This window comes from Pseudomonas sp. 24 E 13, assembly GCF_900004715.1.
Taxonomy (GTDB): Bacteria; Pseudomonadota; Gammaproteobacteria; order Pseudomonadales; family Pseudomonadaceae; genus Aquipseudomonas; species Aquipseudomonas orientalis_A.
On record NZ_CVTO01000102.1, the window covers coordinates 155308 to 171408 of the forward strand.

Here is a 16101-nt window from a genome sequence, read left to right on the forward strand (position 1 = left end):
ACCTCAGTTCAGGGCCGAGCGGCCGATCATGTCGAAGGTCAGATTAATCAGCTGGATCAGCTCCACGCCAATCCAGCGCCCGGTCATGATCAGCGTGATTCCCACCGCCACTAGCTTGATACCAAAAGGCAACGTCTGGTCCTGGATCTGCATCAGCGCCTGTACGAGCGACGTCATGACACCCACCACCACCGCCACAATCAATGGCGGCGCAGACAACACCACGACCAGCAACATGCCTTGCTTGAACAGTACGATCGGTTCCATAAGCCGCTCAGAGATAGGAAAGAAACAGGCTGTCCAGCAGGCGCGACCAACCGGACACCATAACGAACAACAGCAGTTTGAGCGGCAGTGAGATGGTCATCGGCGAGACCATTTGCATGCCAAGCGCGAGCAGCAGGTTGGAGACAATCAGGTCGATGACGATGAAGGGAATATAGATCAGGAAGCCGATCTCGAACCCCGCCTGCAGTTGCGACAGCACAAATGCCGGGATCACCAGGATCAGGTCTTCGCGCTGTACCTCTTGCGCCATTTTTGGAGGCCACAGGCGCGCCGTATTTTCCAGCAGATGCGTCAGCACGTCAGGGTCCACGTTACGCAGCATGAATGCGCGCAACGGCTGGATGGCCTCATGCCCTGTCTGTAGAAACATCGTCAGGCTGCTCGTGTCCAGAGGGGCGACCTTGACGGTCTCGGCGATGTCGAAACCGACCGGCGCCATGATGAACAGCGTGGCCGCCAGCGCGATGCCGTTGACGGCCATGCTCGGCGGCACCTGCTGAACGCCGATGGCATTGCGGGTGATCATCAACACAATGACGATCTTCAAGAACGATGTGCAGATGATCAACAGCATGGGCATCAGCGACAACGCGGCGACGAATACAGCCAGGACGAGGGGATCTATCCCCTGAAATGTCATCGCCCGAACATCACACGGGACAGCTGCAAACCCAGGCGCCCGTCGACTTCCACCAACTGGCCCTGGCCAATCGGCCGATCACCGTAATAGAGACCCGCCATCCCCGGCGCATAACCGGCAATGCCCAGCACCGCACCGGGCGCGAGGTTGCGCAACTCGCCCAGGGTCAGGTTCAGCGTGCCGCAGCGCACGTTCAGTGCCATGCTCAGCTCATCGAACGGTTCGTGGCCGAATACATCCACCACGGGCTCGCCCTCCTCGTCCCCAGGATAGTGGGGGGTTATGAATTCTTCGTCCACAGACGCGTCCTCGATTGAAGTAAGGGTCAGGCACAACGGCCCGCTGTTATCGTCGATGCATCCATGCAAACGCTGAGTACCCACCTGTAGGTAGCCATCTCCCTGGGCACGAAAAAACGTCTGCTCAAGCAGCACCACATCGCCGGCCCCCAGGCTGCGGGCTTGCTCAATGGGCAACTGCAAACGCCCGAGGGTCACCGCAATGACCAATGGAAACGCCGGCGGCAGCGGCCCGGCCGTGGTACGCCATGGCCCGGCGTCGCACAGCGCCAGGAAGCTTTCGGGGAGCAGCCACACATAGCCCTCGACCCGGGCCGCCCCCAGCGCCACAGTGAGTCGGCAGCCAAATGCCTTGGGCCGCGGGGCCTCCAGCAACCGCACATAGCCCAGCAGCGCTCTTATCTGAGGGCTCAGGTGATGCTGGAACAGCGCCCAGAACCAGGAGTCCGGATCATTGCCGGACGGGGCCAATGTCACCGGGCATTCACCCAACAGGCTGAGCAACGGCGCCGCTTCAGCGAGCGCCAGCACACCACACGAGGTTTCAAAGCACATGACTTCGCCCGTCGCGGGAGCACGGCCCGGTTCGAGCCTTAATTGCCCCCGTTGTCCGCCCACCTGAAACGGCAGGCAAAGGCCACGGCCCAGTTGATGACGCGCCGCCACCGTGTCGCTCTTGACCGAACGCAAACTCAGCGGCCGCATTATCATGCGCAGCCGACAGAGGACAGGTGCAGGCTGACCGGTTGCCCCAGCGCCGCTACGAGCTGATCTTCACAGGGTTTGCGCACGCCGCTGAGCCAACGCGCCGTCGCATCCTCCTGCGCCTCCAGGTCGATACTCCAGGCGCCCTGTTCGCGGCGCACGCGGGCGTTGATTCGTCCCAGACGAGGCAAATACAACGTGGCTTGAAGCGGCCACTGCGAGACGGCTTGCATACGAGGCGTCAGTTGTTCGGTGAGCGCCTCGATCATGGCCGCACTGCCTGAACTCTGCGGCGCCGACAGTGAGGCCTTCGCACCAGAACCCTCACCGTCACCTGCATCAGTCCACAGCTGAGCAAACAACCGCGTCAACTCCGCAGGCGCCACGCCTACGGTTCCCGACTCACGATCCTCTCGTGTTTCACGCAGGCGTGGACGTTCAGCGGGTTTATCAGAAACCTGGGTCATGTCGGCTCCTGCGCCAGTAAAAGGGATAATTCCTGGAGCTTTTCAACCTGCCGCAGGCATTCAGTGACCTGTTTCTGGGCACTGCCGACGCTGGCTTGCTTTTCTTCGCGCTGCCCCCTCAATGCCTCTAGCTGCCCCATTTCGCGCTGGGTATTGGCAGACAATGAACGCTCCTGTCTTCCCCAGGATTTCAGGGCCTGCAAGGTAATAACCTGCCCCTGGTGCTGGTTGAGCAATTGAGCACTCTGCTGCGCCTCCTCCTGCCGGGTTCGCTCAAGCGCATCCTGAGCCTGCTGGATATGCGCAAGTAGAGCCTGCTGGGCCCGCTTCGCTTCACGCAGCGCACGCTCGGCCCGGTCAGCCCGGTGTCGGCGCAGGCGACGCAGCGTCTCGACTTCACCGAGCAGCACGTCAGAATGGGACATCGGCTGTCAGCTCCTTGAGGTGTCTCAGCGTGGTTTCCATCGGTGCGGGCTCACGCAAGTCCTGGCGCAAAAAACCATCGACAGCCTGGCGACTGTCCACGGCGAGGTCAGTCAGCGCATCGCTGCCAGGCTGGTATTCGCCCAGCTTGAGCATCAGTTCGATCTGCTGATAGGCCGACAGCAACCGTCGCAACGCCGTACCCGCCTGGATATCCGCCGGCTCGGCGACGTTGCTCAGGATTCGCGAAAGGCTGGCCAGTACATCCACCGCCGGATAGTGCCCACGCTCGGCCAACTTACGGGACAGTACGATATGCCCGTCGAGGAGCGAGCGAACTTCGTCGGCTACCGGATCGTTCATGGAGTCCTGCTCGATCAGTACGGTATAAATCGCAGTGATCACACCCTCGCGGGTCAACCCGGCGCGCTCTACAAGGCGCGGCAACAGACTGTACACCGACGGCGGCAGGCCGCCGCGCCCGAGGGGTTCGCCGGCGGCCAGGCCGATTTCACGCTGGGCGCGGGCGAAACGGGTCAGGGAGTCAATCAGCAGTAATACCCGTTTGCCCTTGCGCCGAAAACCTTCAGCCAACGCGGTGGCCGTAAAGGCTGCACGTGCCCGCTCCATGCTGGAACGATCGGACGTTGCACACACCAGTACCGCTTTGGCGCGCAGTTGCTCGTCGAGTTCATGATCGAGGAATTCACGCAGCTCCCGGCCCCGCTCGCCAATCAGGCCGAACACGATGACATCGCAATCAACGTTACGGGCGATCTCAGCCAATAGTGTGGTCTTGCCGCAGCCTGCCCCGGCGAACAGGCCTACACGCTGGCCTTCGCCCAGCGTCAGCAAGCCGTCGATCGAACGCACCCCGGTGGCGAGCGCACGGTTGACGCGTGGTCGCTCGGTGGGCAACGGTGCCTCGCACAACACTGCGCTTGAGTCAGACACGTGCGTCTGGACAAACGCACTGACACCTTCTCCCGTGATCGGCCGGCCGAAACCATCCAGCACCTGTCCCAGCAATGCCGCGCTGACCTGCACCCGATGCGAGACCCCAAGACGCTCCACGCCGGCCCCCACCTGCACGCCTTCAAGGTTGCCCAAGGCACTGAGCACGGCGTCCTGTTGATCGAACCCGATGATCTCCGCCAGCATGTAGTCGCCTGGGTTCTTTTCCACCTGACACAAATCACCGATGCGCGCCTGAGGCAGCCGGCATTGCAGCAACATGCCGTTTACGCGCTGGATTCGGCCCCGCATTGTTACAGGCGAGAAACTGGCCAACGAGCGCGCCTGGCGTTCCTGCCAGGCGTCGAGGCGCGCTTGCAACTGCGCGTTCACCAGCGCACCTCATAACGCTGTACGCCATCGAAGACCACCTTGCTGTTGTCGATCAGCACCAGGCGCAAGCCGTCCACTTCATCACCGACAAAAAGTCGGCTGCCCTCCTCCAGAACCACGTGACCATTGGGCCCGCCCACGATCTGCACGATTTTGAAGGGCAGGGCTCCATCCCGCACGCGCACACGACTGATCACCGGTACTGCGCTATCGAACTGCTCGCCAAAACGGCTGAGCATGCGCGCGACCAGATCCACATCGTCCTGTGAAACGTCCCCACTGAGCGCAACTTGCCCATTGATCACTTGCAAAGTGATCCGCTGGCTTAATTCCCGATCGTTGAGCATCTTCAACAACTGCTGGCGCACCTCGAACGGCGAGGCCAGTTCAGGCTTTTGAATCACTGGCGGCATCAGCGATGCCTGAGCATTGCGCTCTCCACTGAAAATAATGCCGACCGCCGCCATGAGCACGGCAAACGCGAGGGCCAGGCTGAGCAAACGCTTTTGTTGGGACGATGGAATCGATGACAGTTTCAACGCCAGCGGGGCCTGCCCCCCAGGCTCGGAAGACGGCGGTACAGCCACGGGCGCCGGAGGCCAGGGCTGATCGGCAAGGCTGACACACAAGCGAACGGAGCCGATCAAGAAGACCGTGTTCAGCGCCAGCTCGCCGATCTGCGCCAACACCTGCCCATCGCTGTCTTTGATGAGTCCGGCTTCGGCCTGCACCGACCAACGATCATTGGCCAAGCGCAAACGTGCGTGATGCTCGACGACCTCGGGATCGCTCAACAACAGATCAGCGTCCGGGTTGGCGCCCAGGCTCCACTGCTCGCCAAATAACGGCAGCGCGGCGCCCTGGTGCAAGCCATCCAGCACTCGCAGCTCGAACATCATGGGGCGACCCTCGGCGGGCATATCAATAAAGGGTTCATGCCACGGCCCCGCGCAGCAGCTCGTCCTGACCCAGGTCGAATCGGCCCAGGACCTTTACCTTGGAATTGCTCCCCAGCTCGGCGAATGACATCACCGGCACATGGTTGAATTCATCCAACAACAGCGCGCGCAAGGGACTGCGCAGGTCCTGGGCCACGAGCAGCACACTTTTAGTTTTCGGCCGCAGTGCAAACGCCTGGTTGAGCAGGCCGACCAGGGCAGCACTGCTGTCGTTATCGAGGGCGAAAAACACGCCGCTCTGGGTTTGACGCAAGGCTTCGCGCAGGATGTTCTCGGTGTGCGGCGACAGCAGCCACGCGTGCAGGCCATCGGCTTCGCTGTACTGGTGAAAGATCTGCGACTTGAGCGCGATACGGGCGTAATCGGCCAGGGCATCCGGTTCGCGCTCATGCTGGCCGTACTCGATCAGCGATTCGACGATCAACCGTACGGCACGCAATGGCACGCCCTCGGCCGCCAGGCGCTGCAGCACTGAAGAAAAACGTGAAAGCGGCATGATGCGTTGCAGTTCCTGCACCAGTTCCGGCTGGTTGTGTTCAAGCCAGCTGAGGATCGACTTGCTTTCCTGGATGCCAAGAAACCGCGGCCCGCTGAGCAACATCGCCCGCTTCATGCGTTCGATGACCAGGCTGTGGGCACTGAAACGCTCGACCTGCGGATCGTCGAGCAACGGATCATCAGGGCTGAGCCACAGCCAATCGGCTTCATCCCGTTCAGGCAGCCCTCTTTCGCCCCGGTCCGGAGGCTGCGCGAGGGTGGCGTACTCGACCGCAACACGGTCACTGAAAGTGGCCGTCACGACCGGAACTTCATGCACGCAAAAGCGCATCTCATCGACAGCCAGTGAGTCACTGAACTCGGCTTCGAACGGCGGCAGGGTCAAGCCGATATTGGCAACCAGCGCATTTCGGGCCTGACGAATTTTTTGCACGATGTCGATGACCTCCGGGGCCCCGAACATCTGACTGTTGAATTGCAGCAGATACGGCCGTGACGGGTCGAAGCCACGCAAGTCTTCACTGCCGTTCTCTTCCGGACGCACCGCTTTCTCGTCCGCAGCAGCAGGGGCCTCCTCGCGCTGACGCTGGCGCATGAGGTAGTAGCCCAGGGCACCGGTCATCATCGAAATCAGAATGAACACCACGGTGGGCATGCCGGGGAGCGTGGCAAAGGCCAGCATGCCCACCGACGCGATCATCCAGCTCTTGGGCTCGCTGGTCATTTGCCGGGCAATTTCGGCGCCCATGTTGCTGACGCCCTTGCGCCCGTCCGGCGCCACTCGGGTGATGATCATGCCGGCCGTGAGGGAGATCAGCAGCGCGGGAATCTGCGCGATCAGGCCGTCACCGATGGTCAGGACCGAATACAGCGCCATCGACTCGCCTGCGCTCATGCCGTGCTGGAACATCCCGGTCGAGAAGCCCCCGAGCAGGTTGATGACCACGATGATCAAACCGGCAATGGCGTCGCCCTTGACGAACTTCATGGCCCCGTCCATGGCCCCGAACAACTGGCTTTCGCGCGATAGCTGCTCACGTTTGTCCCGCGCCTGTGCACCGTCGATCAGCCCGGCGCGCAGGTCACTGTCGATCGACATCTGCTTGCCCGGCATCGCATCCAGGCTGAAGCGGGCGGCCACTTCAGCGACCCGCTCCGACCCCTTGGTGATCACCAGAAAGTTGACGATGGTCAGGATCATGAAGATCACCAGGCCCACCGCCAGATTGCCGCCCACCACGAAATTACCGAACGCTTCCACAATGTCACCCGCGTCCTGCTCCAGCAGGATCAAGCGCGTGGTGGCAATCGATAACGCCAGGCGAAACATGGTGGTCAGCAGCAGGATCGATGGGAACGACGAGAACGCCAACGGCCCCGGCAGGTAGAGCGCCAGTACGATCAACAGGCAGGAAATACAGATATTCAACGCGATCAGGATGTCCACCAGCCAGGTGGGCAACGGCACAATGAAGATAAACACGATGGCCATGACCACCACCGCGCCGAGCACTTCGGCGCGCCGCGCCACCTTGAGCAGCACGCCATTGATCGATGACAGCAGTGTCACCCGTACGTCCTCGTCTCGCCGGGGAATTTCAGGGGACCGCGTTCTTCGCGGGCCCACTCAAGCATCACGTCCTTGAAGGCTTTCACGGCGCTGGCCTGGGATTGAGCATCAAGCCACCAGGCCAGGGGCAGGGCCTTTATCTCCCTGGACAATTCGTTGAGCGAACGCAGCCGGGCACCAAGCAGCGTGCCGCCAAATTCACTGGCCAGCCTTTGCACCTCGGCCGAATCGATGCCGGTACTGGCGTAGCCCAGAAAACGCTGCAACAGATCCACCGCATTCTGTTCAACGTTAAGGCGCTGGATCAACGCCTCGCAGTTGCCCAGCACCGAGCGCAACTCGCGACACTCGCCCAACCCTTTGAGCAGGAGGCGCAATTTTTCCGTGGGCACAGACTGTGTGTGGGCTGCGATATCACCGTTCAGCGCCTGAGTCATCAGGCCGACGCCCCTGGAAAACTCCGTCGGGCCGTACATTTTCAACAGCGTTTGCAGCATCAACGCCAAGGATTGGCGCACGACCACAGAGGCGTAATAGAGCGCACGCACGTCCTGACGCTCCTGCGGGTCGGCGCTGGCTTGTTTCAACGCCAGGGCGATATTCAGACCTGCCTGGATCGGGCCGCCGAAATCACGCTTGAGCTCTCTGAGCGCGCCGCGTGCCAAGTCCTCTTCGATCCTCAATCCATTGGTCTTCGCTTCGCTGGCGATAAGCCCAAGCACCACGAAGGCACGAGCGGGATCACTGCCGGCAAGGCTGACCAGTTTTTCGACCGTGGGCTTGCGCAGCAACTCGAACCGAAGCCGGCGAACAATGGTTTCCAGCGTGGTTTGGCCAGGGTGACCCAGTTGCTCATACAGATGCACGAACTCCGCCACAGGCGAAACTTTCGCGCCAATGGATCGCAGGCCCAGGGCTTGCGCATTAAGTGTCACTTCTTCGGCGAAAATCTGCGCAATGTCATCCAGGGCCAGCGAACGGCTTGGCGCTTCGACAGTGCTGACACTGGGCTTGTCCAGGGGTTGGATCTGCTGCACATCGTTGAAGGATTCGACTTTCATGGGCGGGCCAGAATGGGAAGTTTGTGTCCCTATGTGGCAAGCCGCTGCGGTCCAGTTCCATCAAAACGTTTCAAGCCAATGGGCATGAAAATACTTGCACATCCACATCGAACCTTTTGCAAGTTACGGCACAAACAGCTGTACGATCAAGAATATATATTTATATAAATCAACTAGTTATGTGTTTTTCCCGTTTGGCACAGCCAGTGCAAAAGGGGTTCCTATCGAAACCATTTCGATCGAGCCTTTCCGGAGGAAAAACAACATGAAAATACCTATTGGTGATCTCGCTCACCTCGTCGGCAGTTCGCCTCAGTTCATGGTTCAACTGACGGACGACCAGCAAAAGAAACTGCGACGCTTCATTCATAAGCGCGTGCTCAACCCCGAAGACGCGGACGACCTGCTGCAACTGACCTACCTGGAAGCATGGCGCAACAGAGAGCGTTTCAGCGGCCAGGCCACGCTCAGTACCTGGATGTGCGGGATCGCTCAGAATTTGATCCGCAACCACTTCAGGCGCATGTATGCCAAACCCGTGCATTGCGAGTTCGATGAATCGTTGTGGCATGGTCAGGAGGAACGCAACAGCCTGGATTGGGAATTTGAAGTCAACCGACGCCTGGAAAAAACCCTGAACGCCATCGACCACCTGCCGGTGGAAATGCGCAAGACGCTATACGCTTCGCTCGAAACCGATGGTAGCTATCAGGACACCGCCGATGCGCTGGACATTCCCATCGGCACCGTACGCTCACGCTTGTCACGGGCGCGCGAACAACTTAAACGCGTGACCCACAACCCGCCGCAGCCGTAAGCCCCCGCTATAAAAAAACGTTGGGCGAAAAGGATATCTGCCCAACTCGACCGACGCTTTACGTAAGCGGCGGCCAAAGACCGCAGCCTGAAAAGCCCCCCGCCATTCACCCCGCCACTCGTCGCCATTTAGCCTGTTTTTCGTTAAACAGTTGAAAGCGTAGAAAAAAACTTAACAAAAGCCCTTGACGCATTCCCCTTCTACGCGAATAATGCGCGCCACTTGGCTACATAGCTCAGTTGGTTAGAGCATAGCATTCATAATGCTGGGGTCCGGGGTTCAAGTCCCTGTGTAGCCACCAAGTACCGATCCATAGATGTCTACAGCAGTCTATGAATCACCTCAAGAAGCCCGCCTAGTGCGGGCTTTCTTGTTTCTGGCTGTCCACCTCTATCTACCCCTATCCTTCCCCTCCGTGTATGCCCACGTGTATGCTTCATAAATAATTGAACTGAAGGCATACAAGGATGAAACGCACAGATATCAAGCGACGCCCTCTCGCTGACACGACACTTTCCAGCCTGGAGCCTGAGGGCGGGGCATACCGCGAACTAGACAGCCCAGGGCTGTATTTCAGGGTCAAGCCAAACGGCCAGAAATCTTGGGAGTTACGCTACAAAAAGCCGGACGGCAAATGGTCATGGCTTGGTCTTGGCGGCTACCCGGAAGTGGGTGGCGCTTTCGCTCGACAGAAAGCGGCTGATCTACGCTCCGACGCATCGGAAGGTAAGAACCCGATCACCTCCAAGAAAGCTCGCCAAGCCGCCGAGATCGACGCGGCCAACGACACCTTTGAAGCATTGGCAAGGGAGTGGCACACGTCTCGCCTAAGCGGCTGGGATGCTGGTACGGCCAAAAGGATACTTGGCGCACTCGAACGCCATGTATTCCCCTCGCTCGGTAAACGCCCCTACACCTCAATTATGTCGATGGAGTGGATGGAGCTATTGAGAGGGCTTGAGCGTCAGGGGATTCTGGAACAGATGAGCCGTGTGAGGGCCTACTGCAAAGATATCTATGACCTGGCTCGCGTAACAGGCAGAGCCGTCAACAATCCGTTGGAGGGTGTGCATAAATTTCTGTCCTCGGGAAAGGCAGAGAACTACGCCCACGTCTCCCCCGATGAGCTCCCGGGGTTACTTCGAGCGATACGCTCCTACCCCCACGCCAAAGATGTTCAGCTTGGCCTAAGAATGTTGACCCTGATGGCTGTACGCCCTAGCGAACTCCGAGAAGCTCATTGGGTAGAGTTCGATTTCGACAAGAGGCTGTGGACCGTTCCAGTCGAGCGCAAGGGTCGCAAGAAAGGTCGTGAGCATCTGGTGCCACTATGCACTCAAGCAGTGGAAGTACTATTAGAGCTTCGACAAATAACCGGCGCCTACCCACTCCTGTTTCCAGGTAGAAGCGACCGCACTAAACCCCGCAGCGATACCGTATTCCTAATGGCACTCAGACGCCTTGGTTACGAGGGCCGCCAGACCGGCCATGGCTTCCGCCACATCGCCAGCACGATCCTTAACGAACACGGATATCCAGCTGACCATATCGAGGCCCAACTCAGTCACAAAGCACAAGGTGTTCGAGGGATTTACAACAAGGCTCAGTACCTTGAGCAACGCACACAGATGATGCAGTGGTACGCCGATCATCTCGATTCCCTAGAGGCCGGGAATGTAGTGCAGGGTCAATTTGGGAAGGCAGTGTGAGAGCACTTACCCTGCCCCCCTCTAAATCCGGTGTAACGCGTGTTACTCGTGTAACGCCAGTCGCCAAGTGCCCGGATTCATTGGCTTTCAGGTTCGTTACACAGTTCAGCAGCTTAGCGTACATCCGATGTAACGCTGCCCATGCGTGTAACGCCATAGCCCGCGCACGACTGCTGAGGGCAAGCGTTCTGCACCTATGCCTACAAAGCGGCTTTCGCTGGTTACCCGCTTTGAATCCAGGGCGTGGGACTCTCCGTTACACGGTACCGATGACACTTCGCGATGACTGATCAACATCCCATTTTGCATTTGGCGTTAAGCCGGGGCCTGCTCAGTTATCTCTGCGCGCAACCGCTCTATGGCCTCTGCCGTGAGCAGGTCGCTGACGCCTGCCGCTTGATCGACCAATGCTGTCTGCGCATTCATGGTGACGATATCAACAAAGATTTAGCCAGCATGTACATTCAGACGACGATCCATGAGGAGACGATTTTTCAATATGCCTCCACCGATACCAAGGCACGCCTCGCGCATTGGGTCCGCATGTACAGCAATTGCTACTCGGCGTCAGAGCGCGATGCTCATTCTGCATACATCATGGCTTGTGCCGTAAAAGCGCTGGAAACGTTAGCCGACTGGATGGCGACAGCTGATCAAGAGGCTTGGTCTCATGTCTTTGAACCTCCAACCGACTGGCCCAGGGATCTCTACTGCCAGTTCGTCGAGATGCAGATAGATCCGGATGAGCGCATTCACACACTTGATGATTACGCCCTCTATCTGAAACCGATCACATCCCTACCCTGCCTGGCCGACGATGAACTAAGACCCATCGCCGAACGAGCGATTAGAAATGCCATCCGCAAAAAAGGCGGCCTCATCAGCGGTATGGAGCGTAACGAGGAAATTAGCGCTCGAGACGCCGCGATAGTTGAACAGGGGCTTCACTACCGCGCAGCGGGGATGTCCAAACGCAACGTTGCAACGAAGGTGCATGCCTGGCTACAAGGTGAGGTAGCAAAACCTCCAAAACTACGGCCTGAGTGGATTGCGCTTGAGACCGAAAAAGCCCTCACTCGCAAAAGAGTTGAGGCCATCCTCAAACGCTATTTCGTGCTGTAAGCCAGAAATTTCAATCGAATTTCAATTGGAAGTGAACTGCTCACCACCGACCTGCACCTAGATCATTGCTCTCAGTCCTAACCAGTCGAGAGCAAGACCTATGAAAGCCCCTATCACCGAAATTCCCCGCCTTAACCCAACCACTCCAAGCCCAATCTTTGACGCATCCTCGACATTGATCCGTATGCCCGAGGTCGAGCGGATCGTGGGCATGAAGCGCTCCACCATCTACAAACTCATGCAGCGCACAGATAGCGGCTTTCCCCTGCCCGTCAAATTGAGCAACAGCAACGCCCGCGGTGCGCCCGTTGCTTGGGTTTTATCTGAAATCCAAACATGGGCACGAAGCCGCATAGAGGCTCGCGACCAGGTGGCAGCATGAAAAATCGAGTCACCAACAGGGCCATCTTGCAGCCCTTTTCTGTACTCAGAACAGTCGGATTTACGCCTCGGTGGATGCAACGCTTCGAACGCTATCGCAAAGAGCAAAAACGCCTAAATCGGGACGTGATGGTGATGCGATGGGCAGACGGCATCTGGTGCGCATTGTCAGTTCCCTGCCAAGCCCCCCGAGCAATCATCGTCGACGAAGGCCAACAGATAGACGCTTACGAAGATGCACGCGCTTGCCTCGATAGCGACTTCTTGCCCTTTGTTTCCCTGAGCTGGGAAATCCATGCCTGAAACGAAAACGCCCCCGGCGGCAACCGGAGGCGTTGAGGTAAATCTACATGCCTGATCAATTTATGCCGCATCGAAAAAATCCGCAAGAGATCGGCACAGTTGCACTTTCAAAAAACCGACGTTACTCTCTGGCCGTCGCTGCAAATTCAGCGATCGGGCTTGGTCGCCCGAAAAGCAAAAGGCGCATAGGCGCCCCCATTACAATTGCAGGCGCTTTTTTTGCGTCCGCAGTTCCGTGTTATGGCGGCTGTGTGTGGGAGGCCTTCGGGCCTGCTGGGTTCCTTTTGCCCCGGTCGACCAACCCGCGCACAGCTGCCACCCTAACTCGCTTGGTCGCGAACGGTGGTAGCTCCCCAGCAAAAGGAGCTCCACATGCACGCCCTCAATCCGTCCAAAACTCGCGCCGCTGCTCATCGAGCAATGGCTCTCGCCGCTTTACACGCCAACTCCAGCCTCGCTACACGCCTCGCCCGTTACAACGCCCATATGTCCAAAGCGCGAGCTCTGGAAGCCGTAGGGGGTGCCCAATGAGCATGCTCACAGGCTTTGCATTACCCGAGGATCTCCTCTGCGTCAGCCAAGAGGCCGAAGCCGGTTTGCCTATCGACGCCATCACCTGTGCGCTCGACCGTGCCGACTCAGTTCTCATGCTGTTGGAAGACCACTTAGACGGGGATAAACCCTTGCTCTCCAACCGCGTGCTGTCGTCTGTTATTTGGGACGTGCGTGGCACCTTGGGCTTGATCAAAACACTGACCATGTACGGTGATGCCTCCTCTGTGCCGATGGGCCAGAAAGGCGGTGCGCTGTGACCCACTCCTGCACGCTTGGACGCTCCGAGTTTTCCCCTGCCAACGGTAACGGCCAAAACCTGTTTCGAGTGAATGCCGGTATCCCGTTGGAAGACGCACTTGAAGCCGTCCCCCAGATTCTGCACCACGCCAACCAACTGATCCTAGACGCGGCCATCAGCGATGCGGGCGAGCGTTTTAGTTGGCCTGCGTTCTACCTCGGCGAGATGGCCAAGGCGCTGATCGACGACGTGAACGAGGCGTTGCTTGAGTCGAGGACCGCACCATGACTCAGCGCACCGGCAACATCCCAAAACGCCCCAGCTTTGCCGACGTAAAAAGCGCTGCCCTGAAGAACATCGACCGCGTTCTTACTCACTGGCTGCCGAACGGCAAACGCGTCGACGGCGGCAAGGAATACACAGCACCAAACCCGACGCGCACGGACAAACGTGCAGGCTCGCTCAAGGTCAATTTGAGCAAAGGCACCTGGGCGGATTTTGCCACCGGCGATAAGGGCGGCGACCTGATCGACCTGGTGCGTTATATCGATGGCGGCACGGACGTTGAGGCCTGCAAAAAACTGGCGGATCTGCTCAGCGTTTCCGCAGGTTCAGCGACAACCAAAAGCGCACCGACCAAGAACGCAACGCCGGAGTGGATCGCGATTCAGCCGATCCCGGTCGAGGCCATGAACAAATGTCCTGCCAAGCACCGGCAACACGGTGTTCCGTCCAAGGTGTGGATCTATCGCGATGCTCAGGGCCAGCCAGTCATGGCGCTGTATCGCTTCGACCTGGGCCCAGATGAAGACGGCAAACCGAGGAAGGTCTTTGCACCGCTAACCTGGTGCAAGCGCTCCGATGGGCAAACCACACAATGGCGCTGGCAAGGCTTGCCGGAACCTCGGCCATTGCTGCGCCTAGATGAGCTGGCACAGCGTACCGACGTGCCTGTGGTGCTGTGTGAAGGCGAAAAGGCTGCTGACGCCGCTGCTGAACTGATGCAGGAGTATGTAGCCACGTGCTGGCCGAACGGCTCCAACTCTTGGCACAAGGCCGATCTGACGCCACTCAAAGGGCGCACGGTGGTGCTGTGGCCGGATAACGATGCCAGCGGCAAGGCCTGCATGGACGCCATCGAACTCAAGTTGATTGAGCTGGGCGCCGCGTCAATACAACGAGTCTCACTCGACGTGTTCAAGCTCAAGCCCAGCAGCAAAGGCGGAAAACCAACGCTCATCAAAGGCGGAAAATGGGAGGATGGTGACGATGCAGCGGACGCCTTAGCCAAAGGCTGGACCGCTGGCCATGTCGCCGAACTGGTGCGCAACGGCGAGTTTTTCGGCAGTGTTACTGAGCCCACTGAGCCTCAACAAACCAAGGCTAAGGAGCACGCCAAACGCCCTGCGAAATCGAAAAATGACCTGTTGCCGGGCGGCTTTCGCCTGACGCCTGAAGGGGTTTTTTATTCCGGCGACGATGGCGAGGCGCGCCCCGTCTGTTCGCCTCTGGAAATCATCGCCCGCACTCGCGACGACAAGGGCCACAACTGGGGTTTGTTGGTCGAGTTCGACGACCCGGACGGTGCCAAAAAACGCTGGAACATTCCGGCCCGAACCATGACCGGCGACTTCGGTAAGGACGTACTCGGCCCGCTGGTAGACATGGGCTTGCGCCTTGCTGGAAGCCGATCAGGGCGCAACGCACGCAATGACCTGCAGAGTTACCTTGGCGGCTTCGATAGCGCCCAGCGAGCACGTTTGGTGACACGCTTGGGCTGGCACGACAATGCGTTCCTATTGCCCGAAGAACAGATCGGCTCGCACGCCGAACACCTGCACTTTTATGAGGCCGGTGCGCAGTTGCCGCCGATCAGCGAGGCAGGTTCTCTGGAGCAATGGCAGCAGCAAATCGGCGCGCTGTGCGTTGGTAACCACCGCTTGGCGTTTGTCGTTTCTGTGGCCTTTGCAGGGCCTCTGTTGAACATGCTCGGTCATGAGTCGGGCGGCTTCCACCTGTATGGCGACAGTTCCGGGGGCAAAACCACTCACTTGCAGGTCGCGGCCTCGGTTTATGGCGGGCCGCGTCTGGTGCGCTCATGGCGCTCGACGGATAACGCACTGGAGTCAATCGCCGCCGCACATTCGGACGGCCTACTGGTGCTGGATGAAATCGGCATGTGCGATCCGCGCATTATCGGCGAGACGGTGTACATGCTAGGCAATGGCACCGGTAAGGCTCGTGCGAATGATCGAGGACAAGCGGGCCGACAGGTGCAGGAGTGGCGCTTGCTGTTTCTCTCGACGGGCGAAAAGACGTTGGCGCAGCACATGGCGGATGCCAACAAGGAGCTGAAAGCGGGCATGGAGGTGCGCATGCTCGCCGTGCCTGCGGATGCCAGCAAAGGCCTCGGGATGTTCGATGTGCTTAACGGTTTTGAGGACGCTGCCGCCCTCTCCGATGCCCTCAAGGCCCGTGTAGCCAAATACTACGGCACGCCCCTCACCGCCTTCCTGCACGCACTATGCGCGCCAGGAGAAATGCTCAGGTGGTCGGTGATCGTTCGCCGCACGGTGGAGCAGTTCATCAACCAAAACCTACCCGCATCGGCCAGTGGTCAAGCCCAACGTGCCGCCCTTCGCTTTGGCCTCGCAGCAGCGGCCGGAGAGTTGGCCACCGCCTTCGGCGTCACCGGTTGGCCTGATGGCACGGCCACGAC

General features: G+C 59.1%; 17 protein-coding genes and 1 tRNA gene. 9 read left to right on the top strand and 9 right to left on the bottom strand.

From position 1 onward, the window contains the following. Positions 1 to 3: 3 nt before the first annotated feature. From sctS to BFP90_RS09605, 9 genes are read right to left on the bottom strand one after another with little or no spacing between them, the layout of a single operon-like run. Positions 4 to 267, bottom strand: a complete 264-nt coding sequence (gene sctS / locus BFP90_RS09565; RefSeq protein WP_065891736.1) for a type III secretion system export apparatus subunit SctS — start codon at positions 265 to 267, stop codon at positions 4 to 6. Between the two features lie 7 nt (positions 268 to 274). Continuing rightward, positions 275 to 928 (bottom strand): type III secretion system export apparatus subunit SctR, encoded by a 654-nt coding sequence (gene sctR, locus BFP90_RS09570; protein WP_065896526.1) that lies wholly within the window; start codon positions 926 to 928, stop codon positions 275 to 277. Next, on the bottom strand, positions 925 to 1938 hold the full coding sequence (locus BFP90_RS09575; protein ID WP_065891738.1) for a FliM/FliN family flagellar motor switch protein: 1014 nt from the start codon (positions 1936 to 1938) through the stop codon (positions 925 to 927). The genes sctR and BFP90_RS09575 overlap by 4 nt, the downstream gene beginning before the upstream one ends. Further along, positions 1935 to 2399: a type III secretion system HrpP C-terminal domain-containing protein gene (locus BFP90_RS09580; RefSeq protein WP_065896527.1), complete on the bottom strand. Its 465-nt coding sequence runs from the start codon at positions 2397 to 2399 to the stop codon at positions 1935 to 1937. Before BFP90_RS09580 ends, BFP90_RS09575 begins: the two co-directional genes overlap by 4 nt. Further along, positions 2396 to 2824 (bottom strand): type III secretion system stalk subunit SctO, encoded by a 429-nt coding sequence (locus BFP90_RS09585; RefSeq protein WP_065891740.1) that lies wholly within the window; start codon positions 2822 to 2824, stop codon positions 2396 to 2398. The genes BFP90_RS09580 and BFP90_RS09585 overlap by 4 nt, the downstream gene beginning before the upstream one ends. Beyond that, positions 2811 to 4169, bottom strand: a complete 1359-nt coding sequence (locus BFP90_RS09590; RefSeq protein WP_065896528.1) for a FliI/YscN family ATPase — start codon at positions 4167 to 4169, stop codon at positions 2811 to 2813. Before BFP90_RS09590 ends, BFP90_RS09585 begins: the two co-directional genes overlap by 14 nt. After that, complete coding sequence (locus tag BFP90_RS09595) at positions 4166 to 5065, bottom strand: FHA domain-containing protein (RefSeq protein WP_170827525.1); 900 nt, start codon at positions 5063 to 5065, stop codon at positions 4166 to 4168. Before BFP90_RS09595 ends, BFP90_RS09590 begins: the two co-directional genes overlap by 4 nt. 37 nt (positions 5066 to 5102) lie before the next feature. Further along, the gene (gene sctV, locus BFP90_RS09600; RefSeq protein WP_065896530.1) at positions 5103 to 7196 is read right to left on the bottom strand and encodes a type III secretion system export apparatus subunit SctV; all 2094 of its coding nucleotides are present in this window, start codon (positions 7194 to 7196) and stop codon (positions 5103 to 5105) included. Beyond that, on the bottom strand, positions 7193 to 8257 hold the full coding sequence (locus BFP90_RS09605; RefSeq protein WP_065896531.1) for an HrpJ domain-containing protein: 1065 nt from the start codon (positions 8255 to 8257) through the stop codon (positions 7193 to 7195). Before BFP90_RS09605 ends, sctV begins: the two co-directional genes overlap by 4 nt. A gap of 265 nt (positions 8258 to 8522) precedes the next feature. Here BFP90_RS09605 and BFP90_RS09610 point away from each other — a divergent pair, with 265 nt between their 5' ends. From BFP90_RS09610 to BFP90_RS09645, 9 genes are all read left to right on the top strand, one after another. Then, positions 8523 to 9074 (top strand): RNA polymerase sigma factor, encoded by a 552-nt coding sequence (locus BFP90_RS09610; RefSeq protein ID WP_065888063.1) that lies wholly within the window; start codon positions 8523 to 8525, stop codon positions 9072 to 9074. Between the two features lie 224 nt (positions 9075 to 9298). Further along, a tRNA-Met gene (locus tag BFP90_RS09615) sits at positions 9299 to 9375 on the top strand. A gap of 166 nt (positions 9376 to 9541) precedes the next feature. Continuing rightward, positions 9542 to 10783, top strand: coding sequence for a tyrosine-type recombinase/integrase (locus tag BFP90_RS09620; protein ID WP_065896532.1), 1242 nt, complete (start codon positions 9542 to 9544; stop codon positions 10781 to 10783). A 282-nt stretch (positions 10784 to 11065) separates the two neighbouring features. Continuing rightward, positions 11066 to 11905: a hypothetical protein gene (locus BFP90_RS29090; protein WP_065896533.1), complete on the top strand. Its 840-nt coding sequence runs from the start codon at positions 11066 to 11068 to the stop codon at positions 11903 to 11905. A gap of 100 nt (positions 11906 to 12005) precedes the next feature. Beyond that, complete coding sequence (locus BFP90_RS27230) at positions 12006 to 12287, top strand: helix-turn-helix transcriptional regulator (protein ID WP_083203198.1); 282 nt, start codon at positions 12006 to 12008, stop codon at positions 12285 to 12287. After that, a complete protein-coding gene (locus tag BFP90_RS09630; protein ID WP_065896534.1) occupies positions 12284 to 12589 on the top strand; it encodes a hypothetical protein in 306 nt (101 codons plus the stop codon). The genes BFP90_RS27230 and BFP90_RS09630 overlap by 4 nt, the downstream gene beginning before the upstream one ends. Before the next feature lie 527 nt (positions 12590 to 13116). Further along, a complete protein-coding gene (locus BFP90_RS09635) occupies positions 13117 to 13401 on the top strand; it encodes a hypothetical protein (protein WP_065895903.1) in 285 nt (94 codons plus the stop codon). Continuing rightward, entirely contained in the window at positions 13398 to 13670 is a 273-nt protein-coding gene (locus tag BFP90_RS09640; RefSeq protein WP_065895904.1) for a DUF3077 domain-containing protein, read from the top strand. Before BFP90_RS09635 ends, BFP90_RS09640 begins: the two co-directional genes overlap by 4 nt. Further along, on the top strand, positions 13667 to 16101 hold a 2435-nt coding region (locus BFP90_RS09645), incomplete at its 3' end, for a DUF927 domain-containing protein (RefSeq protein ID WP_065895905.1). The genes BFP90_RS09640 and BFP90_RS09645, both read left to right, overlap by 4 nt.

What these genes read in the sequence shown, in the direction of transcription:
- sctR (WP_065896526.1), bottom strand. Translation starts at nt 928, where the DNA reads ATGACATTTCAGGGGATAGATCCCCTCGTCCTGGCTGTATTCGTCGCC.
- BFP90_RS09610 (WP_065888063.1), top strand. Translation starts at nt 8,523, where the DNA reads ATGAAAATACCTATTGGTGATCTCGCTCACCTCGTCGGCAGTTCGCCT.
- BFP90_RS09585 (WP_065891740.1), bottom strand. Translation starts at nt 2,824, where the DNA reads ATGTCCCATTCTGACGTGCTGCTCGGTGAAGTCGAGACGCTGCGTCGC.
- BFP90_RS09630 (WP_065896534.1), top strand. Translation starts at nt 12,284, where the DNA reads ATGAAAAATCGAGTCACCAACAGGGCCATCTTGCAGCCCTTTTCTGTA.
- BFP90_RS27230 (WP_083203198.1), top strand. Translation starts at nt 12,006, where the DNA reads ATGAAAGCCCCTATCACCGAAATTCCCCGCCTTAACCCAACCACTCCA.
- BFP90_RS29090 (WP_065896533.1), top strand. Translation starts at nt 11,066, where the DNA reads ATGACTGATCAACATCCCATTTTGCATTTGGCGTTAAGCCGGGGCCTG.
- BFP90_RS09635 (WP_065895903.1), top strand. Translation starts at nt 13,117, where the DNA reads ATGAGCATGCTCACAGGCTTTGCATTACCCGAGGATCTCCTCTGCGTC.
- BFP90_RS09575 (WP_065891738.1), bottom strand. Translation starts at nt 1,938, where the DNA reads ATGATAATGCGGCCGCTGAGTTTGCGTTCGGTCAAGAGCGACACGGTG.
- BFP90_RS09620 (WP_065896532.1), top strand. Translation starts at nt 9,542, where the DNA reads ATGAAACGCACAGATATCAAGCGACGCCCTCTCGCTGACACGACACTT.
- sctS (WP_065891736.1), bottom strand. Translation starts at nt 267, where the DNA reads ATGGAACCGATCGTACTGTTCAAGCAAGGCATGTTGCTGGTCGTGGTG.
- BFP90_RS09595 (WP_170827525.1), bottom strand. Translation starts at nt 5,065, where the DNA reads ATGTTCGAGCTGCGAGTGCTGGATGGCTTGCACCAGGGCGCCGCGCTG.
- BFP90_RS09605 (WP_065896531.1), bottom strand. Translation starts at nt 8,257, where the DNA reads ATGAAAGTCGAATCCTTCAACGATGTGCAGCAGATCCAACCCCTGGAC.
- BFP90_RS09580 (WP_065896527.1), bottom strand. Translation starts at nt 2,399, where the DNA reads ATGACCCAGGTTTCTGATAAACCCGCTGAACGTCCACGCCTGCGTGAA.